Annotated in this window: 21 protein-coding genes; 3 read left to right on the top strand and 18 right to left on the bottom strand. The window is 62.4% G+C overall.

Annotation, left to right across the window (positions count from 1 at the left end; genetic code table 11):
• Nucleotides 1-38: 38 nt before the first annotated feature.
• Nucleotides 39-512 (bottom strand): RcnB family protein, encoded by a 474-nt coding sequence (locus ACVOKO_RS10815; RefSeq protein WP_062169343.1) that lies wholly within the window; start codon nt 510-512, stop codon nt 39-41.
• 219 nt (nt 513-731) lie between these two features.
• On the opposite strand from ACVOKO_RS10815, the gene ettA reads away from it, so the two are divergent.
• Nucleotides 732-2,396, top strand: a complete 1,665-nt coding sequence (ettA, locus tag ACVOKO_RS10820) for an energy-dependent translational throttle protein EttA (protein ID WP_346498917.1) — start codon at nt 732-734, stop codon at nt 2,394-2,396.
• A 350-nt stretch (nt 2,397-2,746) separates the two neighbouring features.
• Nucleotides 2,747-4,063 (top strand): NCS2 family permease, encoded by a 1,317-nt coding sequence (locus tag ACVOKO_RS10825; protein WP_346498918.1) that lies wholly within the window; start codon nt 2,747-2,749, stop codon nt 4,061-4,063.
• Between the two features lie 22 nt (nt 4,064-4,085).
• Here the strand turns inward: ACVOKO_RS10825 and ACVOKO_RS10830 are convergent, their stop codons facing one another.
• The 6 genes from ACVOKO_RS10830 to ACVOKO_RS10855 all read right to left on the bottom strand — a co-directional run bounded on the left by ACVOKO_RS10830 (nt 4,086) and on the right by ACVOKO_RS10855 (nt 11,856).
• On the bottom strand, nt 4,086-4,775 hold the full coding sequence (locus ACVOKO_RS10830; protein WP_346498919.1) for a DUF3667 domain-containing protein: 690 nt from the start codon (nt 4,773-4,775) through the stop codon (nt 4,086-4,088).
• Nucleotides 4,776-5,004: 229 nt separating this feature from the next.
• Nucleotides 5,005-6,036 carry a fimbrial protein gene (locus tag ACVOKO_RS10835; RefSeq protein ID WP_346498920.1) on the bottom strand — a complete coding sequence of 344 codons (1,032 nt, stop codon included), beginning with the start codon at nt 6,034-6,036 and terminating at the stop codon, nt 5,005-5,007.
• 723 nt (nt 6,037-6,759) lie between these two features.
• The gene (locus ACVOKO_RS10840; protein WP_346498921.1) at nt 6,760-7,809 is read right to left on the bottom strand and encodes a fimbrial protein; all 1,050 of its coding nucleotides are present in this window, start codon (nt 7,807-7,809) and stop codon (nt 6,760-6,762) included.
• Entirely contained in the window at nt 7,800-10,493 is a 2,694-nt protein-coding gene (locus tag ACVOKO_RS10845; RefSeq protein WP_346498922.1) for a fimbria/pilus outer membrane usher protein, read from the bottom strand. Before ACVOKO_RS10845 ends, ACVOKO_RS10840 begins: the two co-directional genes overlap by 10 nt.
• 24 nt (nt 10,494-10,517) lie before the next feature.
• Nucleotides 10,518-11,198, bottom strand: coding sequence for a fimbrial biogenesis chaperone (locus ACVOKO_RS10850; RefSeq protein WP_346498923.1), 681 nt, complete (start codon nt 11,196-11,198; stop codon nt 10,518-10,520).
• Between the two features lie 118 nt (nt 11,199-11,316).
• Nucleotides 11,317-11,856, bottom strand: coding sequence for a fimbrial protein (locus tag ACVOKO_RS10855; RefSeq protein WP_346498924.1), 540 nt, complete (start codon nt 11,854-11,856; stop codon nt 11,317-11,319).
• A gap of 423 nt (nt 11,857-12,279) precedes the next feature.
• Between ACVOKO_RS10855 and ACVOKO_RS10860 the strand changes: the two genes are divergently transcribed.
• Nucleotides 12,280-12,642 (top strand): hypothetical protein, encoded by a 363-nt coding sequence (locus tag ACVOKO_RS10860; RefSeq protein WP_346498925.1) that lies wholly within the window; start codon nt 12,280-12,282, stop codon nt 12,640-12,642.
• Between the two features lie 166 nt (nt 12,643-12,808).
• On the opposite strand, the gene ACVOKO_RS10865 is transcribed toward ACVOKO_RS10860, so the two are convergent.
• From ACVOKO_RS10865 to ACVOKO_RS10915, 11 genes are read right to left on the bottom strand one after another with little or no spacing between them, the layout of a single operon-like run.
• Nucleotides 12,809-14,245 carry a lipid II flippase MurJ gene (locus ACVOKO_RS10865; RefSeq protein WP_346498926.1) on the bottom strand — a complete coding sequence of 479 codons (1,437 nt, stop codon included), beginning with the start codon at nt 14,243-14,245 and terminating at the stop codon, nt 12,809-12,811.
• A 2-nt stretch (nt 14,246-14,247) separates the two neighbouring features.
• Nucleotides 14,248-15,069: an acyltransferase gene (locus ACVOKO_RS10870; protein WP_346498927.1), complete on the bottom strand. Its 822-nt coding sequence runs from the start codon at nt 15,067-15,069 to the stop codon at nt 14,248-14,250.
• The gene (locus tag ACVOKO_RS10875; RefSeq protein WP_346498928.1) at nt 15,066-16,463 is read right to left on the bottom strand and encodes an O-antigen ligase family protein; all 1,398 of its coding nucleotides are present in this window, start codon (nt 16,461-16,463) and stop codon (nt 15,066-15,068) included. Before ACVOKO_RS10875 ends, ACVOKO_RS10870 begins: the two co-directional genes overlap by 4 nt.
• Entirely contained in the window at nt 16,460-17,563 is a 1,104-nt protein-coding gene (locus tag ACVOKO_RS10880) for a glycosyltransferase family 4 protein (protein ID WP_346498929.1), read from the bottom strand. The genes ACVOKO_RS10875 and ACVOKO_RS10880 overlap by 4 nt, the downstream gene beginning before the upstream one ends.
• Nucleotides 17,554-18,756 (bottom strand): glycosyltransferase family 4 protein, encoded by a 1,203-nt coding sequence (locus ACVOKO_RS10885; RefSeq protein WP_346498930.1) that lies wholly within the window; start codon nt 18,754-18,756, stop codon nt 17,554-17,556. The genes ACVOKO_RS10880 and ACVOKO_RS10885 overlap by 10 nt, the downstream gene beginning before the upstream one ends.
• Nucleotides 18,756-20,105, bottom strand: coding sequence for a beta-galactosidase (locus tag ACVOKO_RS10890; protein ID WP_346498931.1), 1,350 nt, complete (start codon nt 20,103-20,105; stop codon nt 18,756-18,758). The genes ACVOKO_RS10885 and ACVOKO_RS10890 overlap by 1 nt, the downstream gene beginning before the upstream one ends.
• The gene (locus ACVOKO_RS10895) at nt 20,102-21,268 is read right to left on the bottom strand and encodes a glycosyltransferase (protein WP_346498932.1); all 1,167 of its coding nucleotides are present in this window, start codon (nt 21,266-21,268) and stop codon (nt 20,102-20,104) included. The genes ACVOKO_RS10890 and ACVOKO_RS10895 overlap by 4 nt, the downstream gene beginning before the upstream one ends.
• On the bottom strand, nt 21,269-23,251 hold the full coding sequence (locus ACVOKO_RS10900) for a GumC family protein (protein ID WP_346498933.1): 1,983 nt from the start codon (nt 23,249-23,251) through the stop codon (nt 21,269-21,271).
• Nucleotides 23,248-24,033, bottom strand: a complete 786-nt coding sequence (locus ACVOKO_RS10905) for a polysaccharide biosynthesis/export family protein (protein WP_346498934.1) — start codon at nt 24,031-24,033, stop codon at nt 23,248-23,250. Before ACVOKO_RS10905 ends, ACVOKO_RS10900 begins: the two co-directional genes overlap by 4 nt.
• Nucleotides 24,030-24,956, bottom strand: a complete 927-nt coding sequence (locus ACVOKO_RS10910; RefSeq protein ID WP_346498935.1) for a glycosyltransferase family 2 protein — start codon at nt 24,954-24,956, stop codon at nt 24,030-24,032. The genes ACVOKO_RS10905 and ACVOKO_RS10910 overlap by 4 nt, the downstream gene beginning before the upstream one ends.
• Nucleotides 24,956-26,326, bottom strand: a complete 1,371-nt coding sequence (locus ACVOKO_RS10915; RefSeq protein ID WP_346498936.1) for an undecaprenyl-phosphate glucose phosphotransferase — start codon at nt 26,324-26,326, stop codon at nt 24,956-24,958. Before ACVOKO_RS10915 ends, ACVOKO_RS10910 begins: the two co-directional genes overlap by 1 nt.
• Between the last annotated feature and the right edge of the window lie 300 nt (nt 26,327-26,626).

The raw sequence follows: 26,626 nt of genomic DNA on the forward strand, positions 1-26,626 counted from the left end.
AGATGCGCCTTTTCTTTTCAGCTACCGCCGGCTACTGCTCAACGGTTGAACACGACATCGGCAATGATGCCGGTGGCGATGGCCACCATCAGCATGTTGCCGCGGTCATCGCGGATCCAGCGGTGGCCGTGTGGCGGACGACGCACGTGGTAACGGTCGTAGTCGTTGACCACGTAGACCGGGCCGCCGTAGTAGTTGCTGTAGCGGTGACCACGCTCGAAACCATAGGGGCGATAGACCACGCGCGGCGGCGGGGCGTAATAGCGGCGGTCGTTGTAGCGGGCGTCGCGGTAGCCCTCGCGGTAGCCGTTGCTGTAATGGCGGCGGTCATCACGGCGGTCGTGGCGGTCATGCCCGTGCCCCCTGCCGCGGTCATGGCCACGGCCACGGTCATCCCAGCCATGGCGGCCACGGTCGTGGTCATCGCGGTCACCTGCCGCAAAGGCCGGGGCGGTGGCACCAAATGCCAGCAGGGTGGTCATCGCTGCGACAGCTAAGCGGTTCATCTTCATGGGTGGCCCTCACTGGGTTGGTGGACAGTTCCCATCATGCTCACTTCGCCTGAACGAATTCCGGCTGGAAACGGTTACGGCCTTTCCCATTCATAAACCGGCAAGGGCAGCTGGCGGTCAGCCGGGCATGGCGGGGTCCCTGTTATAATGGATGATTCCCTTTTGTCTTGGGCCCAGTCCGCTACCGGACCGGGCGCAGGCGTGCGCTACGGAGACGTCATGTCCTCGCAATACATCTACACCATGAACCGCGTCAGCAAGGTGGTCCCGCCCAAGCGGCAGATCATCAAGGACATCTCGCTGTCGTTCTTCCCCGGTGCCAAGATCGGCCTGCTGGGCCTGAACGGCTCCGGCAAGTCCACCGTGCTGAAGATCATGGCCGGCGTGGACACCGATTTCGAGGGCGAAGCCCGCCCGCAGGCCGGCATCAAGGTCGGCTACCTGGCCCAGGAGCCGGAATTGAACCCGGAGCACACCGTGCGCCAGGCCGTGGAAGAAGGCGTGGGCGACGTGCTGCAGGCACAGGCCGCGCTGGAAGCCGTGTACGCCGCCTACGCTGAAGAAGGCGCCGATTTCGACGCGCTGGCCAAGGAACAGGAGCGCCTGGAGGCCATTCTGGCCGCCGGTGACGCACACACCGTGGAACAGCAGCTGGACATCGCTGCCGATGCACTGCGCCTGCCGCCGTGGGAGGCCGTGATCGGCAACCTGTCCGGTGGTGAAAAGCGCCGCGTTGCACTGTGCCGCCTGCTGCTGCAGAAGCCGGACATGCTGCTGCTCGACGAACCAACCAACCACCTGGACGCCGAGTCCGTCGAATGGCTGGAGCAGTTCCTGCACCGCTATACCGGCACCGTGGTCGCCGTTACCCATGATCGCTACTTCCTGGACAACGCCGCCGAGTGGATCCTGGAACTTGACCGCGGTCGCGGTATTCCGTGGAAGGGCAACTACACCCAGTGGTTGGAGCAGAAGGACGAGCGCCTGAAGCAGGAAGACAACCAGGAAAAGGCTCGCCAGAAGGCGATCCAGAAGGAACTGGAATGGTCGCGCCAGAATGCCAAGGGTGGCCGCACCAAGGGCAAGGCGCGTCTGGCCCGCCTGGACGAACTGCAGAGCGTTGATTACCAGCGCCGCAACGAGACCAACGAGCTGTTCATCCCACCGGGTGAGCGCCTTGGCAACTCGGTGATGGAGTTCAAGAACGTCTCCAAGAAGTTCGGCGACCGCCTGTTGATCGACAACCTGTCGATGATCATCCCGCCGGGTGCCATCGTCGGCATCATCGGCCCGAACGGTGCCGGTAAGTCGACCCTGTTCAAGATGATCACCGGTCTTGAGAAGCCGGACTCCGGCGAGATCGTGACCGGCCCGACCGTGCAGCTGTCCTACGTGGACCAGAGCCGCGACGCGCTGGTGGGCAACCACAACGTATTCCAGGAAATTGCTGGCGGCCTGGACATCCTCAACATCAACGGTGTCGAGATCCAGTCGCGTGCCTACATCGGCCGCTTCAACTTCAAGGGCCAGGACCAGCAGAAGATGGTTGGCTCGCTGTCCGGTGGTGAGCGTGGCCGCCTGCACATGGCCAAGACCCTGCTGCAGGGTGGCAACGTGCTGCTGCTCGATGAACCGTCCAACGATCTGGACATCGAAACCCTGCGTGCATTGGAAGATGCGTTGCTGGAGTTCCCGGGCAACACCTTCGTCATTTCGCATGACCGTTGGTTCCTGGATCGCATCGCCACGCACATCATCGCCTTCGAAGGCGACTCGCACGTGGAGTTCTTCCAGGGCAACTACCGCGAATACGAGGACGACAAGAAGCGTCGCCTCGGCGATGACGCCGGTCCCAAGCGCCTGCGTTTCAAGGCACTGAAGTAATACCCGACAGACGGCCGCTCAACGCGGCCGTCTGCTTTTGGCGACGGCGCAGGACAGCACGCCCTTCGCTTTGAAGCCCCTCTCCCGCCTGCGGGAGAGGGGTTGGGGTGAGGGCAAGCTCTGCGCGGGAAACCTGCATCGCTTGCTTTGGTTAAAAAAGCTGGAAGCGCCGAAGAGCGGGTGAAGCTCCCCTCATCCGCCCCTCCGGGGCACCTTCTCCCGCGGGCGGGAGAAGGGATCGCAAAGCCCTGCTCCATCACGCATCACAGGCAAGCGCAGAGTCCTGCTCCCGCCTCCGGCCCCCTCTCCACACAGCGAGAGGAACAGCCTGCAATCCACGGAATTCCCCCATGTCCCTGCTCGACCGCATCTTCAAGCTGCAACAACACGGCACCAGCGTCCGCACCGAAGTGCTGGCCGGCATCACCACCTTCCTGACGATGTCCTACATCGTCTTCGTCAACCCGGAAATCCTCGGCACCACCGGCATGGATCCGGGCGCGGTGTTCGTGGCGACCTGCCTGGCGGCGGCGATTGGTTCGGCGGTGATGGCGCTGGCCGCCAACTACCCGGTCGGCATGGCGCCGGGCATGGGCTTGAATGCGTTCTTCGCCTTTACTGTGGTCGGTGCGGCTGGCCTGCCGTGGCAGCAGGCGCTGGCGGCGGTCTTCATTTCAGGCATCGTGTTCTGGGTGTTGTCACTGACCGGCATCCGCGCCTGGCTGGTGGCGGGCATTCCCGCCTCGCTGCGTTCGGCGATTGTCGCGGGCATCGGCTTGTTCCTGGCCATCATCGCGCTGCAGAAGTCGAACGTGATCGTCGCCAACCAGGACACCATGCTGACCTTGGGGCCGCTCAACACCGCCCCGCCCCTGCTCGCCCTGGCCGGCTTCCTGCTGATCGCCGTCCTCGAGGCACGCAAGATACGTGGCGCCATCCTGATCGGCATCCTGGCCGTCACCGGCGTGGGCTGGGCCATCGGTTCGGTGCAATACCAAGGCATCGTCTCGCTGCCGCCCAGCCTGGCGCCGACCTTCCTGCAGCTGGATCTGCCCGGCCTGCTGCACCACGACGGCGGTGCGCCACTGGCGGTGTTGCTGCAGGTCGTGCTGGTATTCGTGCTGGTGGAAGTGTTCGATGCGACCGGCACGCTTTACGGCGTACTCGGCCGCGCCGGCCTGTTGAAACTGGAAGACGGTAAGAAGCGCTTCAGCCGCGCCCTGCTCGCTGACAGCAGCGCCATCGTCGCTGGCTCGCTGCTGGGCACCAGCTCCACCACCGCCTTTGCCGAAAGCGCCTCCGGCGTGCAGGTAGGCGGCCGCACCGGGCTCACTGCACTGGTGGTCGCCGCGCTGTTCCTGGCCGCGTTGCTGTTTTCGCCACTGGCGGCGATGGTGCCGTCCTATGCCACCGCACCCGCCCTGCTGTTCGTCGCTGGGCTGATGCTGCGCGAACTGGTGGAAGTGAAGTGGGATGACCTGACCGAGTCGGTACCCGCAGCGCTGTGTGCGCTGGCAATGCCGTTCACCTACTCCATCGCCAATGGCCTGGCCTTCGGCTTCATCGCTTACGCAGCGCTCAAGGCCGGCACCGGCCGCTGGCGCGAAGTCCACCCGGCCGTGTGGCTGGTGGCCGGGCTGTTCGTGCTGCGCTATGCGTTGGAGTGATTGAAGCGCCAGCGTTGGCGGGTCAACCAAGCGCCATCACCGTGATGGTGACAGCGAACACCAGCATCGCGCTGACCACCGAAAACAACGCCAGCGCCAACAGGCTGCGCCACACGGTCGACCATGTCGGCCGGTGCTGGAAGAACTGCACCAGCGAAACCACGCTGTAGAGCATGCCCAGCATGCCAGCCAGCATCTGGGTATTCGGCACCCAGCGGTGCAGCAATACCAGCACCGACCAGATGACAAAGGCCTGCACCGTGAGCAACGTGGTTATCACCAGCCACTCGGGATAATTCAGTTTGCTGTAACGACTGAAGACCAAGCGGAACGCCAGCGCTTCGATAGGCAACAACATCAGCGTGAACGCCGCGAAGTGTGACTCGATCCAGGCAGCAACCGTGCGCGATGCGGCCATGAACCGCAGCACCTCCGCCGGCAACGCCTGGCCGGCAAACATTACATCGGGTGCACCGCTATCCAAGATGCTGTTGCCGGTAACCAAACGATTCAACAGCAGCACCACCGCCGTCATCATCGTGATCAGCAGCAGTGGCTTGACCTGGTTGCCGCGCCGCCCTTGGATGTAATCACGCAACAGGTGACCCGGCCGGCCCATCAGTTGCTTGAGCGAATACAGGATGCCGCGGTCCATGTGCAGCACGCTGTGCTCCAGCTCATGGCCAAGGAAATGCCAATCGATGCGATGCACCGGGGTAGGCTGACCACAGTTCGGGCAGTACTTCTGATCGGGACCGCCGGCTGCGCGACCACAATTGATACAACTGGTATCCGCGTGCATCCCCATGCACTGCCCTCTTGATGGCAAGGCAGCATTCTAGAACGGGGCAGACAGGTTCCGCCACGGCCGCGTAGGCACTGGGCCGCACTCTCCCCAGGACGCCCGGCCACAACCGCCGCCGGGCGTCCCCACAGCATGGCTAGTTGTATTGAATGGTGAACGTCGCCGCACCGTTGGCCTTGCCTGGCGTTACTCTGCCGGCGCGGGTTTGTATGTAACGCGCGCGCAACAGCAAGTGCATCGTGCTCAGCCCGGCCACACTTGTGCCGAGTTCAATGTTCTTGGAGAACTGCACCGGCTTTTCACTGCTACCAACCCGCTGTACCAGTTCGATCCCGACCCCACCAGCAGCATTGGCAATCGCCGACAACGGCAGCACACCCGGCAGGTTGGAACCATCCTGGGTGGCATCCAGGCGCACGCCTATCCGGTTCTGATACTGGGCAAGATTGCTGCCTTGGCAATCCAGCGCAATATCGAAGTCGCGGCTTGTCGCACGCGAGCCAACCCCGGTGAAGCTGCTGGCGGGCACCGCGCCAAATTCGACCACGATGTTGCGGCTGCCCGCTTGCACCGAACAGGTGGGGTTGACGACCGTGGTACCCGAACCCTTGAAAGTGGATACCAGCACCGGTTTGAGCGGCCCATCGCCATTGAGGTAATACGTGGTGAATCTCCCATTGGGTGCAATCAGGCCGGAGCCCGTTACCGCCGCAGTCTTGATCAACTCAACCCGGAAGGTGCCACCAGTCAAGGTTACGGCGCTGCTGCCGTTCAACGGCAGATCATGCGGATAGAACGTCTGGATACTTCCAGAGTCGCGGTAGACACGGATACCTACACCCGCCACATCGGTCGCATACACATTGGGAAATCCCGCAGCGGGCGCCTGCTGGGCCGCGTTGACATAACGCCCAATCGCGCTGCCAGAGCCGGAGCATTGCGCAACACGATCACGCTGGTTGATTGTCACCACCAGCTCTTTGATAACGCTACCCACTGGCACAGTGGGCATGATCACCACTTGCCCCATATCCATCTGCACGTCCTGCGCAACGAAAGCGCCGGCGCCCAGCGTACACATTGCATGCGCCTCTGGCCCCAGCCATACCGCCACAACAGCAAGCAATGCTGCCCACAGAACGCGGGCATGCCCATGAATCGACGACATACTGCCTCCATCGTTATGAAAGCCGGCCGTACAACAACTACTGCGCCAGCGGTTGATAAGCGATGCCGCAACGTCAACGGCGACTGGCACCTGGCGCAACTCGCAGGTGAGAAGTCGGTTGTTTTATTTCGCACAGGCCTGCGCCGCCTCCGCTGTACATGCAGCGCGGCCGAACATGCTCACAGGTATTTCGTGCGAGCGCAGGCTGCAATTGAATGCAGTGCGATCCGACGCGTGGCGTCAGCTGCAGTTGAAGATCAAATTAGAATCGCGGAACCAACCACTGTTGCAGCAGGAACGATACAGTTCCTCATTGCCACGGCGCCCCGCCAATTTCCAGCAGGTAAGTTGGGGATTCAGTTCAGACAGCCAGCACCTTGATCGGCATAACCAAGCACATAGGCAAGCACCTCCGTTTGCTATTTTGATCGAACGCAATCAGGCGTATCGACTATAACATTGATGTCGGATTCAACACACGACACCACGATTTGTTACCACTAAATCATGCACCGGCAAGTAAATAACTGAATTAAATAACCCACGCCATGCATTTTCCACGCTACCAGGCCCACAAGCCATTACAGCTGCAACAGCAGCCGCGCCATCGAGTTACGCGGCGGCCACAGAAGCAAGCCTACACTTCCTTTGCACAGTCAAAGGGGGCAACAAACAGCAGTCGCACGTAAAAAAACATGCAGGGGAGGGGTACACGAGTAACGCTCAGTTGTACTGAATGGTAAACGTCGCCATGCCCCCCGCCCTACCGGGCCCCACCGCACCCGCACTGGTCTGGATATAGCGGGCTCTCAATGGCAAAACCAACGTTCCGGCATTCATTGCCCCGCTGGCAAGAACAACGGTCTCGCCAAAGCGCAGCGGCCGCTCACCTTGCGCTCCACGTTGAACCATCTGAATCGCTATACCGGAGGCCGCGTCCGTAGACGCAGTCAATGCCATTACACCCGGCATGCTTGAAGCATCCTGCAGAGCATCCACGCGCACGCCGACGGTGGAACCCGCCACACTGGAGCTTTGACAATCAAGCTCAATATTGAAATCGCGATTGCCAGCAACAGCACCCACTCCGGAAAATACACTCCGGGACACGGCACCAAAATTCACCGCGATATTCTGGCTACCGGCGCTGGGCACGCAGGTGGGGGGTTTAATGGTCGCCCCACCGGCTCTCAGGGTCACTGCCAATAAGGGGGAAAATGAATCCACACCATCGAGGATTAGGCCCGCGAGCAAGCCAGGACCGGCGATCGGGCCGCTACCAACAACAGCATTGACCTTTATCAACTCTACTACCAGATTTGAACTCGGTATCCCGAATGACGCCAATGCCCCGTACCTCATCTCCACCGGATAGTAATGCGTACTTGTTCCTCCCCCGTTAGCCGCAACTGTCTGCCTAATCCTGATTCCGATCCCGGGAACGGCAGTGGTTAGAACGCCCTCACCAAAGCCGGGCACGCCGCTCAAAATTCCACCTTGAAAAAGCGCAAGTTTTGCGTACCCTCCAGATAAATCGCAACGGAAACTCGTCGAGGCCTTCGATGTGACGGGAAAGGTCCGCGTAAGAATCACGCCGCCGACCTGAAGATTCGACGGGACGCTAACTTCGCCAAGATTCAAATCGATGGTTTGAGCGACAAAACTTGGTGAACTTATTTTGCAGAGTGCAAATGCTGGCTGTACAAAACAAAATCCTAGCACCGCAGGCATGGCCACCCCCAGCAACCGCATCGGGCAATGTATCAACGACATACCGTCTCCACTGAAGTGATTCCCAACTGTTCCTGGCCGGTAGCCGCAGCTACCTGGTACTGCAACAAGCAACGTTGCGACGCGTGCGACCCCCACTCCACCCGCAGCAGGCCACTATCGCGCTCGGTGCGCACATAAAGACGCCCGCCTTGCCCGACAAGACCAACAAGTTGCCCGTCGTCGTCCTTGACCGCAGCACCAAGCGGCAACGACTGCCCGCCAGCACCGCGCACACTGATCAGCAACGCCCTGCCGCTCCGGGTCTGGAAGCGCAAAAGGCTGATCGCACCCGCGTAAGGCGCTACCGATTGGCTACTGGACTCCAGTTCGACATCACGCGACATGTCGGCCGGATCAAGGGTGATGGCATTGAGGCGGTATGGCGAGACATACGGAACCACCGCATAGCCCCGACTATCCACGCGCAGACCCAGAGCATTGGTCAGCCGGGCGTCAGTCGCGCCAAGGGCATGCACCAGCACCATGGTATCGCCACGATACGGTGTAAAAGTTACGCCTCCGCTGTGCACCAATGCATTTCCACTGGCGCTAAGCGACAACTGGCGGAAGTCATCGGAGTAACCGTAGGCACCATTGACGGTCGCATAGCGGCCTCGATAGCCCGCCGAGGCCATCACACTGGTGCGGCCATCGCGGATGTCGGTCAGAGTCAGCCCATAATCCACATTGTAGTCAGCACCTGCAGACCCACTGATGCCGATGCGGCTACTCTCATAGCCGCCGTTGCGGCCCCTTGCACCACCGTCGCGCATGCCGATGTCCGCATTGAACGCCATCGACCGACTACGCCTGCCCAGCGGCATGCTCATGCTCAGCAAGTATTGGGTATCACGGACTGCAGGCAGGCCTTCTTCTGTGCGAACCGCCGAGAAGCCAAAGTTCACCGCGCGCCAAGCGTTGTTGTAGCCAACTTGGTATTGCACGCTGTTGCTGGGTACATCGTAGAAGTCGCGCACCGACCCAGTCACATATAGCGAGCCCCAACCCTTGGCCAGCGGCTGGTTCAAGGTCAACTGGAACTGGCTGCGTTGCTTGCCATAACGCTGCGCGCCGAAGCCGCGCGAAATCGAATCACGATGGCTCAACGCGTCCTGCAGGGTGTAATAGCCACGGGTTGAGTACCGATAAGCTGCCAGTGTCACATTGGTGCCCAACGTACCAATCAGATTGCTATAGCTCAGCCGCATGCTCGAGCCCACCGTATCTTGGCCGCGCTGGAACCGCGAGCGCGCGTGCGTCATATCAAGCGACAGCGCACCGACAGGTGTGGCCAGGCCCGCGCCATACAGCAACGCGGCGTAGTTATCACTAAGTAGCCCGCCGCCGTACAACGTCAAGCGATTACCCATGCCGCGCTGATAGGTACCTTGCGCAAGCCAGGGTTCATCCAACAGATTGTCATTGCGTACTTGGCCAATCGTGAACGCATAACGAGACATGCCTGGCCGCAACATCTGCGCAACCGCGCCGAACGGGACCTTGAAGGACCGGATGCGACCATCAGCCTCAATGACACTGACATCCAAATCACCGCCATAGCCTGTGGGATACAGATCCTCAATGATGAAGTTGCCAGGCGAGACTGTGCTGGAATAGATCAACTGTTGGTTCTGGCGAATTTCCACACGGGCGTTTGTCTCGGCGATGCCGCGTATCACCGGAGCGTAGCCACGAAGAGAATCCGGCAGCATGCGATCGTCAGTAGCCAGGCTGATACCGCGATAGCCAACCGAATCGAACAGTTCACCACTGGTATAGGCCTCACCAACGGTGAGTTCCCCTCCCACCTCTGCGAATCCTCGCTGGGCATAAGTCGCAATGCGCTGCCAATGACTGCCCGAACCCTCGTTCCAGGTAAGGTTGGAGTCCTGACGCAGCTGCCAGCCACCCAGATTCAACCCCATGTTCAGACCTAGGTAGGCGCTCCGACTGCGCTGAGCCAGCGCACCGCGTGTTTGCCCGTCCACCATATTGAAGCTATAGCCGACGAAGCCTGCATTTATGCCACGGTCCCATAGTGCAGGATTAACATAGCCGCGCGCTTCGCGCCGTAAATTCACCTGCGGAATGCTCAAGTCATAGCGCAGATTTCCACTGTCATAAATGCCAAACCCATTGGGTATGCGCTCCTGCACCTGGTAGCAGGCACCTGCAGTGTTCGCGTCTGCGGAAGCCACCAGCAGCTGCTCGGTATCTACACCAAGTTCCTCAAGCAGCGCGATGTCCAGGCAAGCGCCTACCTCTCCTTTTCCATTTGCGCGGAACGGCAGATCACGGCGCCCCTTCCAGCTGCCGTTGACGTAAATGTCCACTCGATAGTCGCCCGCCACCATCGGATTTCCGTTGGTGAAGGCGGACAGATCGACCTTCGCACCCGAGCCGGAAAGAAAGTTCGAGTCGAACTGCGCCGCTTCCGGAGCAGCAGGCCTGCCAGGCCCGCCGTTCACCAATAGAGCCTGCTCACCGAGATTGGCGCTTGGCTCAGGACTGGGCGCCGGCGCTGCCAACAAAGACAACGGCATCGCTACGCCTGCCGCAAGCACGAACCCCGGCAACAGGCGGACCTTGGCTCGCGCCGTACCGTCAATGGATCTCCGAATTGATGACGACAAACTGCACTCAATCACACCGAGTTCCTTGAGAACGATTGCTACCGCGAACATGCTCAATCCTTCGAGCCGATGTGCTTAATGACCAACCATTACGTTGGCGATGCTCTCCGCCCTGCCGCCGTAGTCGTTGATGGTGACGAAGCTCACCTGATTCATGGACTCATCGGTGTCAAACACCAACTTCTGATTCGGCCCAACCATCGCGCCTTTGCCTTCAATCACTCTGCCAGTGCTGGTCGCACCCGCGCGCACTTCAGCCAGCGTCACGTGATAAGGCGTTGGGTTGTCGATGCGCAGCTTTCCGCCTGACCAACTCCAACGCAGCTTCGCTGGTGCACTGTTTGCGTCTTGCGGCAAACCCTTCGGCCGATAGAACAGCTTGATCCGCGAACGAAATGCAACCTGCAGATAGTTCTGCTCTTCGCCGGTATCCTTCGGCGAGGGCGCCACGTCCAATACGTTCAGCCAAAACAGTGACTCGCGATCCGTCGGCAAGTCGGCGCCGGTAAAAATTACTCGCAACGCCTGACTGCGCCCGGCTTCGACACGCGCTATGGGCGGCGTCAGCAAAAAAGGGGCGTCACTGTTTTCCGCTGTCTGCTCGGGATTTCCTCCATCAATCCATGCCTGCACCAGCGAGGGCGTATCACCCACATTGCTCACCTGGACAGTAATCTCCCGCACCTGCGATGGATAAATGACCCGCGTTCCGCTGATTACCACGCCCGCCATGCTGGGCGGACAAAACGACACCATCAACGCTGCGCCAAGCAGTGTTTTTTTTGAAAAGTGATTTCATCGCCGCCACTGATTCCATGCGCGCAAAAATCCCTCGACCGGGCGCACTGCCGGTCGAGGGTCCCGACAACTACACTTAGTTGTAGATGATCGTGTACTTCACGCTACTGGTGACTTCACCCGGAGTTGCTACACCTTGGGCGTAGTACTCAACGGCGTAGTTCAGGTTTGCCGATCCATCCGCAGCAACCGTCACCCACTGCGAGCCAGCCTGCACCTGGCCTGCTCCCGCCGCAGTCACCGGCAGTACGTCGTTGGTGCTACCCAACAACTGCAGTTGCACGTTGGTTGCCGGGTTGGCAGCAGCGGTATTGTTCAAACGACCGCTGCTGGCGTCAATGGTGGCGCCCGGCTCAAAGTAAGCCGCAACGTTGCCCGCATCACACTGGGTCAGATTGATCGAGAACGGAGTGCGGCCGGCAACCTGTCCACTGGCGGCCAAGGCGCTGGCACCCACGGTCGGCAGCGTTACGGTGAAATCGTTACCCTGCGGCGTAGAAACGGTGCAGGTCTTGTCGGTGATCTCGCCATTGAAGGTAATGGTGCCATCAGCGGCGCTGGCGATGAGCGGGACTGCAGCCAGTACGAGTACTGCCATGATGTTGACGTTGCGCATTGCGTTTACCTTGCCCTATTGATTGAAGTGAGTGCGGAGGGAACAAGCGATTCCAAAGCGATACCCCACTGTCGATATCCTGGTGAGAACGCGGCGACCGCTTGTCAGGTCCGGGGCAAACGTTAGCAATTATTAATGTGATGACCTTCACGAAAATTGCGAATTGACTTGGCCCCTTTACACAGACGCGCATGCCAGCAACTTCCGCATATCGCTTCGCGGGATAGACCCATCCAAATTCACTACCTGGTCCCCTTAAAACTGAGAACAGTGCTTTGGGAAATGGGCTGCGATCGAGGGAATAAACCGCCTTGATGAAAGTCACCTTCGCTGCGTGATCGCCTCCTGCAGAACTGCAATTTGCGTCTTCTGCATCGCCATGGGCGGGCGCTTACTGAAGGCCCCACAGCGCGGAGCACCACCATGAACCGTTCTTTCCTGCTTGGCGTGGCACTTGCTCCTATCAGCGCGCTGGCCCAGCCCAGTGAGGGCACTGTGCAGTTCAGCGGCCGGATCACCAGCCCGGGCTGCGCGACCGCGCTTGAAGTGGAGGCACAGCAGCTGCGCCTGGATGACTGCCCGCGTGCAACCCAGGGTGCGGCTATCAGCGTGGAAACCCTGGATACCGGCAGCAACGTACCGGTCGGCTCGGCCACCTCTCCGCAAGCCGCAACCACCTTGATGGCGCCGTTGCCGCAGGCCCAGCAACGGCTGTTCTCAACCAAGTACAGGTTGGCTGCACAGTCGGCGCAAAGCGGCTATCTGGTAAGAATTACCTACCTGTAACCCGTCCGCTTGAAACGAGCCACGACGCCGAGCGCACCGTGGCTGCTGTCAGTTGGCCATTCAAGCCCCGAAGCGATATCCGGCACAGCCAGCTGGGTATGCAGGACGCACTGCCCAAGCCCGGCGCATGCGCATCAACGTGATCGATTCAAGCGGCCAACTCAAGTCAGCCTGGGGAGACAAGCGTCGGCGCCCGTGCGATGCGTAGACACCAGCTCCCCAGCAACAGGAGCCATACGAACGCGTATAACGAAGCAGCGGAGATCTGCAGCCATACTCCCGGTACAAGCAAGAACAGCGGCCACGCCCCCGCCAGTGCAAGCATCGCCAGCACTGGCAATCGCCGCATCAATGGATCGCCCAGCAGCGCATAGCGGCGCAGGAACAGCAGGGCAGTCAACAGACACCCGGCCAACGCAGCCCATGCGATGCCGGCGATCCCCGTCACCGCCGGCACCAACGCCAGTGCCAAGGCATTGACCGCGCTGCCCATCAACTCATAGCGCATCGGCAAGACAGTGTTACCGATGGCATAGGCATAACGCGCGAGCAAAGCATTCCAAGCGCCGAAAACAATCACGCATGCGAACCAGGCCAGCAACATCGGCAACGGCCCTTGCTGCATGCCGGAGGGCAGCAGCAACTCCACCAGTGACGGCGCGCTGCCAATCATGCCGGCCGCAGCAGGAATGGTCATTGCAGCCGTCAGCAGCAAGCCCAACCGCAATGCAGCCCGCCGCGCGGCAAGGTCTTCACCCAACTGCGCCATGCGCGCCAGCACCACCTGGTTGAGACTCATCAGCGCGACCAACGGCAGGTTGACCAGCTTGCGCGCCAGGTTGACCAGGGTGATGGCACCTTCGCCGAGGAAAGAGGCGCAGATGCGCTCCAGCAGCACAAGCCCCTGGCTGGCCCCGGCGCTGGCAAGCAACGGCCCGAGCCTGGCATACAGTTCAGCAGCATCGCGCCGTTGCCAGCACCAGCGCCAAGGCCGCCAGCCACCGCGCCACAGCAACGGCAGCACCGACAACAACATCAGTACGGCACCGGCAACGAACGCCCACGACAGGCTGCGCTCATCGCTTGCCCCACGCTGCTGCAGCAACAACAGCACCGGCGGCAGGTTGTAGAGAAACGAGCCGAGGCCGGCCACCAGAAATCGTTGTTGCGCCTGCCCCACCGCCGCTGCCAACGCATGCAGCAGCAGCATCGGTATCACGCAGGACAGCACCAGCAGACTGGATGCAGCAGTATGCTGCGCGGCAGGCGCCAGCCCCGGGCCTATCAACCTGACCCATAGACCAGCAGCCAACGCCAATACCACGCTGATCAGAATGCCGATCAGCAACACACTCGCCACCTGGGTGGACACCCACCCGCTGCGGCGCTCCACATCCAGCTGTTGATACAACGGCAGCGCGGCCGACGACAGCAGGCCGGCAGCCAAGGTCATGCGGATGGCTTCGGGCAGGAACTGCGCCACCAGAAAACCATCGGTACGTGCACCTGCGCCCCAGGCATCGACCAGCAGCCATTCGCGGCCGAAGCCGAGCGCAAGCCCGGCTACCGTCACCACCGTCAACCAGAGCGTAGTGCGGAACATGCTCAGTGCAGCAGCGTCAGGATGTTCTTGCCACCCACCCGATAGGACAGGTTGTGCGGCCGCTCACCCATTGGCTTGGCACCGGTGCCGCCGATGATCTTGTAGGGCGGCACTTCCTTGGCCACCACCGTGTTGGCGGTGATCACACAGCCGCGCCCAAGGTGCGCGCCATGCGCGACCAGCGCGCGGCTGGCGATCCACACATAGTCATCGATGATGATGGGCGCGGAAACCGACCAGAACTCCGGTGCGGTCAGGTCATGCGAGCCGGCAATGATCAGCACGTGCGAAGCGATGGCGACATGGTCACCGATGCGCAGGCCGGCGCGGGCGTCGATCTGGCAGTGCCAGGCAATCACGCTGTCCTTGCCGATCACCAGATTGTTGACACCCAGCACTTCGGTATTGCGCCATATCGTGGAACCCTCACCGATCTTCGCGCCGCCCAGGCGCAACCAGGTCAGCCGCACCCAATGGAACGGCACCTTGTTGATGGCGATGTTGTAGATCTGCTCCCACAAGCGCAGGGAGCGGTCCTTGAACGTCGGCCAGTTGATGCCATAGCGTGGCACCAGCTGCGCCGGAACCTCGGTCTTCAGCACATGGTAGAGCTGCCTGCCCAGTGGATGCTGCAGCTGCGATTCGATATCCACCGAGCAGATCGATACCCGCACCTGATCACCGCTGGCTTCCTCGAATGCGCCCTCGTTGGCCAACAGCCATTCGTAGGCTTCGCCCAGCGCGGCCGGAGCAACCTGCATGCGGGCGGCGTAGTCGGCCAGCCGTGCACGCAGATCCATGGAATGAAAAATCCGGTGTTTCATTGCTGCTTCCTCAAACTCGACAAAGGCTGGCCAGGGGTACCGGAGGAAACCGCGGCCGCGCTCTGCAACCCCAGACCCATCAGCAGCCAGAACAAGGCCACCAGCACCATGGTGAAACTGTAATAGTGATCGATCAGTCCGGTCAGCAAGGCCGCTACCAGGCCGGTGGTGCAGCCCATCCACAGCCCATTACGCCTATCCACCGTAAGCACCTTGCCGCGCGGCCGCACCTGTTGCCACCAGCGCCAGGTCACCACGCAATACAGCACCATGCCCAGCGCTCCCAGTTTGTACATGTAGTACAGCCAAAGATTGGAGATGCCGAGCAGGCCACTGCCCGGCACTGGCGGTTCAGTGCGGAAGCCGATTCCCAAGGGGTAGCGTGCCACCGCCTCGGGGAAACGCTTGTACTCATCCACACGTACCTCGGTGCTGGCATTGTCCGATGAGAACATCGTCGCCAGACGGTCCTGCAGCGGCGCATAGGTCAGCGCCAGCACCCCACCAAGGATGATGCCGGCCATGACCATCGCACGCGCATAGGGAACCCGCAGCCAGGACAGCCACAGCAGTACCAGGCCGATGGCCAGGATGGCACCACGTGAGCTGCTCAACAGCAACGCCGCACCACCGAGCACGGCCACCGCCGCACCCAGTGCGCGCCGCCAGCCGTGCTGATAGAGGCCGTAGAAGGCCGCCAGTGGCACGAACATCGCCATCGCGCCGCCGGTCAGGTTGGGGTGAACCCAGGGCGAGCCCAGGCGCGCGTTCTCGGCACTGAAAATATCCAGCAACGCCTCCGGGTGCGCGTAATGCATCTTCTCGAGTACCGGGATCATGTCCAGCGCGCTGCGTGATTTGACGAACATCCCCAACGACAGCAACAACATCGCCAGGTTGCCCAGCAACAGCATCACCATCAATTGTTCGCGTTGCTTTTCCTGCGACAGCATCAGCGGTGCCAGCAACAGCAGCGACAGGTTGGCCAACCAGCGCACCCAATTTACTGGTCCATTGCCATCGGCCACCACCATCACCTGACCAACCAGGAACGGCAGCACACTGAACACCATCAACAACAGCAGGCCGCGCTCGACGCTGCCCCACTGCGGCCGCTCCAGCCGCTGGAAGAACAACTGCAGCGCCACGCCCGCCCAGGTCAGCCCAAGCATCGCCTCGGCCAAGGTGAAACGGAAACCCACCTGCAACGTGCTGAACGGCATGAAGGTGGCCACCAGCGCGAACAGCGACAGCCCTACCATCGGCCAACGCAGCACCACCAGCGCCGCCGGCAGTCCCGCCAAGACCACGAAAAACTTGGACGGCGGCAGGAACAGCAGCAGGCTGCCGAACAGCAGGCCGCACAGCACGGCGACAGTAGTGCCCAGCCTCATCGCCATGCCTCCTGCAGCAGCTGTGCCACCCGTTGTTGGTAGGGCCCGGCGCTGTAGCGCCGTGCTGACATCATCAGCGCGCCAGGGGTTTCCTGCTCACCGCGCCCCGATGCCGCCGCCAGCAGCGCACTATTCAGTTGAACCACGTCCCGCGGATCAAACCGCAGCGCCTGCGCCGGCGTGATCTCATCCAGCGCACTGCCAGTGGCGACCGCAACCGGTGTGCCGCAACTCAATGCCTCGATCACCGGCAAGCCGAATCCTTCGGCGGTCGCCGGGTGCAGCAGGCGTTCGGCATCGTGATACAGCCGCGACAGCTGCGCGTCACTCAGCCCGCTGCGCCAGTGCAGGCCTGCCAGCGCCGACAGGTGCGCAGGTACATCGGCAGGGTCACCGATCAGTACAAGATCCGGCAGCGCGTGGCCATCACCACGCAGCGCGTTCCACTGCTGCAGCAGGAACGGGATGTTCTTGCGTGGCTCGCGGGTACCCACTACCAGCCAGTAGCGCGCTGGCAACGCCGGATCGGACGCCGGACTGGGTGCCGCCAACGGCAGTACCGCATTAGGCAGGACCGAGGTGCGTTCCGCCGCACGCGGATACAACCGTGCAAGCGCAGCAGCGCTGAACTGCGACGGTGTCCAGATCGCGTCGGCGCCGCGCACCGCGTGCCCGATAAGAAAACGGTCCATGCCGCCATAGACACGCCCGTGCAGCCAGCTGGCATGACGGCCGGGCAAGGTCAGCTGGAACACGTCGTGCAGCAACAGTACCTGCCTGCGCAATGTCGGCGGACGGCGCAGCGGCAAACCACTGTTGGCGGTGGCGATATACAGATCGACACCATGCGCCCGCAGTGCTCCCGGCAGGAAGCCCAGTTCGAAGGCCAGGCGCGAACGCGGCCGATGCAGGCCGTTGCTGGCCGTCGCCGCAGGTGGGCAGATGGCCAGCTGCCGGTGCGGATGCCCTTCCGGCGCCATGCTGAAACGCAGCAGCTCGCACCCTTCGGCCAGCAGCGCCTGCTCAAGGGCCAGCACCTGACGGGCAATGCCCGAATGCGGTGCGGCGGTGACCGGCCGGTAATCGATGCCTATGCGCATGTCAGCCCGGCGTACACCGCCTCCAGCTGGTCTGCGGAACGCTGCCAATCGTGCTGCGCGCGTACATAGTCACGGCCCGCCTCGCCGGTGCTGTGTGCCAGCTGTGCACTTGCCAACAACTGCAAGGCCGCAGCAACCAGTGCCTCCGCGTCCACACCGCCCTGGTAGTGCGTGCCACGCTGCACATCCAGCCCGGACACCGCCTGCGGCGTAGCGACCACCGGCAGGCCCGCCGCCATCGCCTCCAGTACCTTGAGCTTGGAACCGCCCCCATCGCGCAGCGCCGCCAGGAACAGGCTGCAGCTGGCCTGCACCGGCTGCAGGCTGGGTACAAACCCAAGCCACTCGATGCGTGGATCCGGCCAGCGCTCGGCCCATTGCGCCGGCAATGCGTAGCCGCAGAGGCACAACCGTACTTGCGGCTCCGCCGCCCATATCGCCGGCATGATGTCGTCCAGCAGCCACTCCACCGCATCGATGTTGGGCGCGTACTCGAAGTTGCCTACGAACAAAATCCGCCGTGCGGCATGATCAGCCACCACCTCGGAGAACGCCCCGGTATCGGTACCGTTGACTACCACCGCGACAGGTTGGCGGCTGTACGCCGCCAGCACCCGGGCATCGTCCCCGGTCATCGCCACCACCTTGCGCGCAGCAGCAACAACCCGGCGTTCCCAACGCTGGTAACGCCAACGGTCCAGTCGCGCCAATGGCCTGAATACTGCCGGCAGACGACTGTAGGTCACCTCTGCCAGCGTGGATTCGACATTGTGTTCGCTGAGCAGGAAACCGCCTTGATGCTTGCGCAGTGGGCCGCGGCACGGCTCGAACATATAGGAGTGTTCCAACTGCACCACATCCCAGGGTTGCTGCAGCAACTGCTCCAATGCGCGGCTGAACGCCGGCGCGTAGCCGTTGACCGAGGCCAGCAGCGGCGCTGGCGACAGCAGCCCAGCGAGCATCGTCTTCATTGAGCGCAGCGGCCGCCGCTCAAGCACGAGCAGACGTTCCAGCAGCGGCTCCAACTGCGCCTGGGTCGCGGCATCCAGCGGCACTTTGCTTTGCACCAGCAGGGTAATGCGATGGCCGCGCGCGGCCAGGCAGCGCAGCAGATGGTACTGCCGCAGTTTGCCGCCGCTGGTGGTTGGCCATGGCAGATACGGCAGGATCCACAGGATATGCAGCGGCCGCATCACCACTCCAATACCGACAGCGATGTCGACACCGGTACCTGCACCGCGTCACCACTGCCCAGTTGCTTGCGCGCGCCTGTCAGCACGTCGTGCAGCACCGCCTGGTTGAGGCCGTTGACCTGGACCTGCCCGGGCTGCGCCGCCCAGAACATCCATAGCCGGCGGCCGTCCGGGCGCTGCCAACCAATGCTGATCAAACCCGGCGCAGCGCCATTGAATGCCGGCGCCTTGCCCGGTACCAGGCGCGGCCCGGTGATCTGCAGCAGCCGCTGCACCGCGCTGTATACCGGCTTGGCATCACCTGCCTCGTCGAGCAGACCGTAGCGGCGGTCGCGCGCACCTGCGCGCTGATCCAGGTCACTCAGGGCAAACAGGAAAATCTTGTCGTAATCCAGTGCGCTCATCAGCGCCAAACGTCGGGTGACGAAGTCCGCCTGCCCCTGCGCACCGATGATGGGCTGCTCTTCCTTTGGGCCGGCATAGCTCGACCAACCCCATTCGTCGGCCCAGATCTCGCCCGCACCGGCGGCCCTCAAGGACGCGTTGCCCTGACGGGCGCGCTGCACGAAGTCCATCGCGTGCGCATCGTCGCCCTCCGGATACAGCGAATACGGGTGGTAGGCGGTGATCACGTCCAGGGAAAACAAGCCGCCCTTGGCTAGCGCTTCCACCATCAATGCGCCGTTACGGGTAGGCATCTGGCTGAAATAGCCCATGCCGCCCAGTACGATCTTCCGGCCCGGGGCTTCACGGCGCATTGCCTGCACGGTGGTCAGCAGCAACTGTCCATAAGCGGCAGGGTCCTCGCGGGGTTGCCAGAATGCGGGCAGGTTGGGTTCGTTCCACACCTGCCAGGCCACCACCTTGGGATAACGCTGCGCCAGTTGCACCATAGCGCGCGCATACAGCGCAGGATCCTTCGGCGGATACTGGTCGGGATTGGGGCTGCCCGCCGGCGCCGAGGTGGCATGCGGTGCCGAGCCGACCAGGTACACCTCGGCCTGCAGACCGCGCCGCTCCATTTCCGCCATCAGTGGATCAAGCACATCCCAGCGGAACTGGCCTTGGCGTGGCTCGATGGTGTCCCAGTGCAGATCCACCCGCACCCAATGCAGGCCCAGGGCCTGTAGCTGATCCATCTGCTTGCGGTAGCGCGCCGGCTCGAACCACAGGAAGTGCGCATTGACGCCCAGATAGTCCGCCCACACCACCGGCCGCGGCGGGACCAGCTCCAGTCCGGCCCGCTCGCCTTTGGCGCAGGCGCTGACGCCCCACAGCAGCGCGCCAACCAACAGCGCTGAGCCAAGTATCCGCGTCAGACGTACCTTGAACACGCCCGCTTCCTTCATCGTCTGCGCTCCACTACCGATGCGAACAGCGCCGCAAACTCATCTGCAATCGTCTGCCACTGCCGTTGCTTACCCAGCGCCGATGCCGCCACCGCCCACTGGCGTGCCAGCGATGGCGCATCCAGCAGTGCAACAATCCGCTGCGCCAGCGCGTGGCTTTGGCCCTGGGCAAAGACCACCCCGTTGCCGTATGAAACCTCTTCGGCAAACGCGCGCGCATCGGAGGCTATCACCCCACGCCCGCTTGCATTGGCCCACGACAGCGCACCACTGGTCCCGCGCAGCTTGCCAAGCAGCGCCAGCTTCCGCGAATCGCGATAAGGCAGCACCATCGCGTGGTGCGCCTGCACGCAATCAAGTATTCCCTCGGCGGGCAGATCGAGCTGCCACGCGATCCGCTCTGCGATACCAAGGCCGGTGGCGAGTTCGCGCAGCTGTGACAGATAGTTGCCACGGCTGCCAAAGGCCAGCTCAGGTGACGAGCCACCGGCCATGGTCAACACCAGCCGCGCCTGCGGCCGAGTGCGGAAAACCTCGGCTACGGCTTCGAATAGATCTTCGATGCCCTTGCCCGGGTAGATGAAGCCGAAATACAGCAACCGCACGACTTCGTCCGGAGGCAGCTCCGCCTGGGCGAATACCGGATTGCCATGCGCGATGAAGTGAACCTTGTCTGCCGCGCTCCGCATCCGCTCCCGCAGGCAGGTGGCGCCGGTGCGGGTCAAGGCCACCATCGCATCAAGACCGGCGGCCACGTTGCGTTCGCGTGCGAGCGTGCTGCGGTCCTGTGCCAACGCAAGCAGCTGCGGCAGCGGACGCGGCCACGTCGCCACGCGGCGTAAAACGCCGCGCGCAGGGTCCGGCGAGCGCCACACCAGGCGTTCGGGATCATGCACGGTGGCGCTGGTCGCCAGCTGCGGCCAGCGCACACGCAGCTGCTCGAGCGCAACGAACTCCGGCCCACGGCCGCCGCCCAGCTGTGCATGGACGATGTCCACGCCCTGCCAGAAATCCGCATCGTGGGTATCCCAACCCTCCCCGTCGCGGTGCGGTGGCACGCACACGTCCACGCCGACGCCACGCAGCGCCTGCATCCACGCCTGGGCATAGTCGGCAATACCGTTCTGCAATGGTGGCAGTGGCGCGAGCAGGGCGACTCTCACTCAATACGCCCCAAGCCAGCGACTGATGGGCTTCCAGAACTTGGCGGGGATCTCGAACACGCGTCGGTTGAGCACGATGCCATCGACCCGTCCCAGTGCGTCGCGCAGCAGCGCCAAGGCACTTTCCACTGCGGGTACGGTGGTGCTGCGTGCCTGCACGACCAGGATGATGCGGTCGCAGCCGCGCAACGCTATCAGCGCATGCTCGTCGCTCAACGGCGGCGCCTGCACGATCAACATCTCACCGGGCTGGACCGGCAGTGCCCCCTCGCGCACCGTATAACCCTGCTGCCTGAGCACGATGGCCAGGCGCGAGGCGATGAAGCTGACACCCTCGCCGGAACGACCTGACGTCACGCCCAGAGACAGCCCGCGCTCGGCAATCTGCTCCAACGGCAGCCGGCAGTAGATGCGATACAGCGCCGCACGCAGTGCTTGCGACCCCTCCTGGTCGCGCGCTATCTCCGGCACCGTGGCCAACAACGGCACGTTGAAGGTTTTCTCGATGCGACCGCCGTCGTGGATGCGCTGATCCAGCAGATACAGCACGAACACCACCACCAAGGCCACAACCAACGCCACCGGCAGGGTCAGCAGCAACATCAACATGCTTTTCGGGAAAACCCGCGACGGGGTGAAACTCGATTCGCCGACCAAGGCTACATTGCTGAGCCGATTGCGATTCAAATCACGGATCACGCGCGCGCGCAGCAGATAGTCCGAATACTGCGCGAAGGTCTTCTCGGCCGAACCCAGCTCCAGGCTGAGCCGCGACAATGACGGCTCGGCCGACATCACTTCCTCGCGTGCGGCCTGCAGCTGCTTGAGCTGTTCGTCGATCTCGGCGATGTTGGCATCGATCTTGGCAACATTGATGCGTGCGTCCTGCATGTCCTGGCGCAGGCGCGTGCCAAGGGCGTTGGGGGCCATGTTGCGCGAACGCACCACGTTGTCATTGACCGCGGCGATCTCCGCTTCGAGGCCGGCAATGCTTTCATCCAGCGCCCGCACCGGCGGCGCGCCATCCTTGAAGTTGCGCAGCAGATCCAGGCGCTGCTGCTTCAGGCCATTCAACTTCAGCTTCAGGTCTTCGCGGGCGGGATTGAGGCTGATCTCACGCTCGGTCATCACTTCACCGGCGACGGCCGGCAGCTGCCGTCCGGCCGCACCGAGTATCCCCCGCAGCGCTTCACGCTCGGCCTGCAGCTCGCGGCGCTGGCGATAGAGCTTCTGCAGCTGATCGGTCACATCTTCAATGCGCTGTTCGACACTGGTGGCATCGATCACCCGCAGGCGATCACGCAACTGCTGTTTCAGCTTGATGATGGTGTCGTTGAGCTCGGTGTTCTGCTGCTGGTAGAAATCAAACAACGCATCGCCGCCCGCAGCATTTGCGCGCTCATCGAAATACGCATCCACCCAGGCCCGCGAGATGCCCTGCGCCACCTGCGGGTCGCCCCAGGTCACGCGCATCTCCATCACGTTCGAGCCCGGGTCATGGCTTACCGCCAGCCGTTTTGCCAGACGTGCCGCCAGACGGTCTTCGGGCGGCGCCTTGTCCATCAGACCCACGCCCACGAACATGTCGCGGACAAGTTCCTTGCACCACGCGGCCGCCTTTCCAAGCTGGAACTTGAAACGCGCCCAGCCGCCCTGCGGTGGTACCGACGACATGGCCAGATAGGCCTTGGCAACCTTCAGCATGACCGGCGCACTGGTCGCCATTTTTTCCTCATCCAGCAGCGGATCACGCTGCGGGCTCTGCTGCACGAAGCCGGACTCCGGGCCCGGCTGCACCGGCAGCTGCACGCTGGCACTCTGGGTAGGCTTGACCAGCAGCCGCGCATCGGAAACGTAGCGATTGGGCAGCAGGAAGGCACCGGCAACCACCACCGCGATCGTGACCAGCAATGTCAGCCGGAACTCACGCGTGAAGATGAAAAGAAGACGCAGCGCGTCACGAAGACTACGGACCTCGATCACGGCACGCTCCCGTCTGGGTTGTTGATCCGATAGGACGGCTCGTTTATCTGATAATTCGCCGATGCGCCGAACCCGCGGAACATCAGCAGCTGGCCCACATACATGTCCACCCGCTGGATCGCATTGCCGATGCGCGAACTGGGCACGAACACCAGATCACCGCGCTGCAACTGCACCCCCGCCTTGCCGTTGGTGGCAGGGCTCAGCAGCTGGGCGTAGTCGAAGAAGTACACCTGCTGCACACCATCGTCGTCCTGGCGGACCAGCGCCACATGGTGACTGTCCGCGGTTGGCAGCACGCCGCCGGTGGCAGTGATGGCCTGTGGCACGGTCACCGCCGACATCAGATCGAACGCGCCCGGGTTGCGCACCGCGCCACCCACATACACCCGGCTACCGGGTGCCTCCGCGATATTGATGGTCACCCGCGGCTCACGGTAGATCGCATCCAACCGCTGGCTGATCTCTTCGCCGATCGCCTCGGGGCTGCGCCCACCGGCCTTGACGATACCAATGAAGGGATAGGCGATGGTGCCGTCGGGGCGGACCCGGTAAAGCGTCGCCTCGTCCTTCTCCGCAGGTGTCTGTGCGTCGCGTACGATCCGCAGCACGTCACCGACATGCACCTTGAGCACCGGCTTGGGCAGCTGCTCCGGGCTGAAATTGCTGATCTGGCGCTCACCGATGACCTTGCTGGCGGGCAGTTGCACAACGTTGGACATCGCACACGCCGTCACCAGCAGGGTGAGCAGCGCCGGCAGCACCAATCGCAGGGATTTCATGATTTGCTCCAATAGCCGGTAAACATTCCGATGCGTCGCTTCAGGCGCAGCGGCAGATGCCGCTCCATATGCCCAAGACGATAGCCGATGAATTTTGCAGCGGTGCGCAGCAGCGCGCCCGGCACGGCAGCCAGTGCCCCGGCGTGGCGCAGCGCCTGCAGTTCGGAACGGACAAAACGCCCGCCCTCGCCGCCTGCCCCACCAAAGTTCTGCCGTATCCAGCGTTCGCGCGAATAGAAAACGCCAATGTCGAAGTAGCGCTTGAGCTCTTCCACGATGGTGTAGTCGTGCGAGTGCCAGGCCTCGGCCGCAGCCGCGTAATTGACCGCGTGGCCGGCCAGCAGCATCCGCGCCGCGATATGTGTGTCCTCGGTGCCGATCACGTCCTGCGGGAAGCCACCAATAGCTGCCAGCAGATCGGCGCGATAAGCGCAGAACGCATCGGAGCTGAAACAGGTCTTGATGCCCAGTTCGGCAGCGTCACTGCTGCGCTTGATGCGGCCCTGCGGCGGATAGTTGAAGGCACGCGCATGCCGCGCCAGAACGCCGGCATCCGGGTGGGGCAGCTGGCGCCCATAGGCCACGCCCACATCGTCGGCGGCATACACGCCATCCACCAGCGCCTGCAGCGCGTTCGGTGGCACCGGTATCGCGTCCTGGGTCATGTAGATCAGCACATCGGCGTCGACCATACCGGCTGCAAGGCGGCGTGTACCGCCGTGATTGAAGTCGCGGGGATCAATCTCCACCACCCGCGCCCCGTATTCGCGCCAGCGCGCGACGCTGCCGTCACTGGAGGCGCTGTCGATGATCAGCAACTCGTCCGGCTGCAGCGACTGTGCACGCAACGCCGGCAGCATCCGCGCCATATGTGGCTCACCGTTGCGCACGGGAATGATCAAGGCAACACGTGGGCGGGCCATCAATATGCCGCCTTCATCGACAGCACCGCCGGCAGCGTACGCAGCAGGATGAAGGCATCCAGGCCAAGCGACCAGTTCTCGATATAGGCAAGATCGTATTCGACACGCTTCTGCAGCTTCTCGACGGTATCGGTCTCACCACGGTAACCATGTACCTGCGCAAGGCCGGTGATGCCGGGCTTCACCTTGTGCCGGGCCACATAGTTGGCGACGGCCTCCTCGAACAACACGTCTGCAGCCTTGGTCGCCGTGGCATGCGGCCGCGGGCCCACCATCGACATGCTGCCGGCCAGCACATTGAACAGCTGCGGCAACTCATCGATGCTGCTTTTGCGAATGAAGCGGCCCACGCGGGTGACGCGCGGATCGCCGGCGCGGGTCTGGGTCTGCGCATCCATGTCACGCTGATCGTGAAACATGGAGCGGAACTTGTAGACCTCGATCAACTGGTGGTTGTAGCCATAGCGCCGCTGCCGGAACAGAACCGGGCCGCGTGAATCGAGCTTGATCGCAACCGACACCAGCAGCATCAGTGGTGACAGCAGCAACAGCGCCAGGCTGGCCAGGATGATGTCCTCGGCTCTTTTATAGGCGGGTGCCCAGCCCTTCAACGGCGGCTCCGACACCACCAGCATCGGCACATCGGAGATGTCCGCCACGCGCGGCAAGGCAAAATTGAAGGCCTGCATCTCCGGCACCAGGAAGACCTGCACCGGCATCTTCCTGAGCAGCTCCACATAATGATGATTGCGCCCTTCTGCCACCGCTGGCAGCGCCATCAGCACCTGGTCCACCTCGTTGTTGCGGATCAGCTGCTCAAGCAAGGTGAAGTTGCCAATCAGCTGTGGGCGTAGGTGCGAGCTGATCCGCTCCGGGCTGCGGTCATCGATGAACCCCAGCAGGCCACTGGCGATATCCACGTTCTGCTGCATGTGCTGCGCGAGTCGCGCGCCGTTCTCCGTAGCGCCCAGAATCACCGAACGGCCGACGAAATGGCCAGCACGGATGCGTCGCTGGAAGAACGCCAGCATCAACAGCCGCCCGAGCACCAGCAGCAACAGTGTCGTCAGATACCAGAGCAGCGCCATCTTCACCGGCAGATAGGCAATCACCCGGAACACCGTATGCAGCATCAGCACCAGGCCGAAGCTTGCCGACCAGGCCACGATCGTCGAGCGGATCAATACCCGGTTGCTGAACATCTCCCGCCCGTACATGCCAAAGGCGGTGAACACCAGCAGGGTCAGCAGGCCTGCCAGCAAGGCCAGCACGCCATAGGTGCGTATCAAGGCGCCGTTATGCACGCCCATCAGCAACAGCACCAGCGCCGCAGGCGAAACCGCCGCGCAGAAGTGGAAAATACGTGCCATCAGACGCGACCAGCGCATCACTATCGGACGTGTATTTGCAAACAACGCATCTGAGAACGGTAAGCGCATTACGACGTCAGACACCTGTGCTGATCAAAAACAAGCAGGCGCACACCTTCCAAACCTGACGAACTCGCATTCGAAGCGATGCCGCCGGTTTGACCCTGTGAGCCACCTGCCCCCTGCAGACAACCTTCCGGCGCATCAAACGACGAGCACGGTGTACCTGGCCACCTGTTCCATGGCCGCTACAATAACGTGACAGCACTCACGTTTATAGGGGTACAGACGCGACGATCA

The sequence above is a fragment of the Stenotrophomonas sp. STEN240 genome (assembly GCF_056756175.1).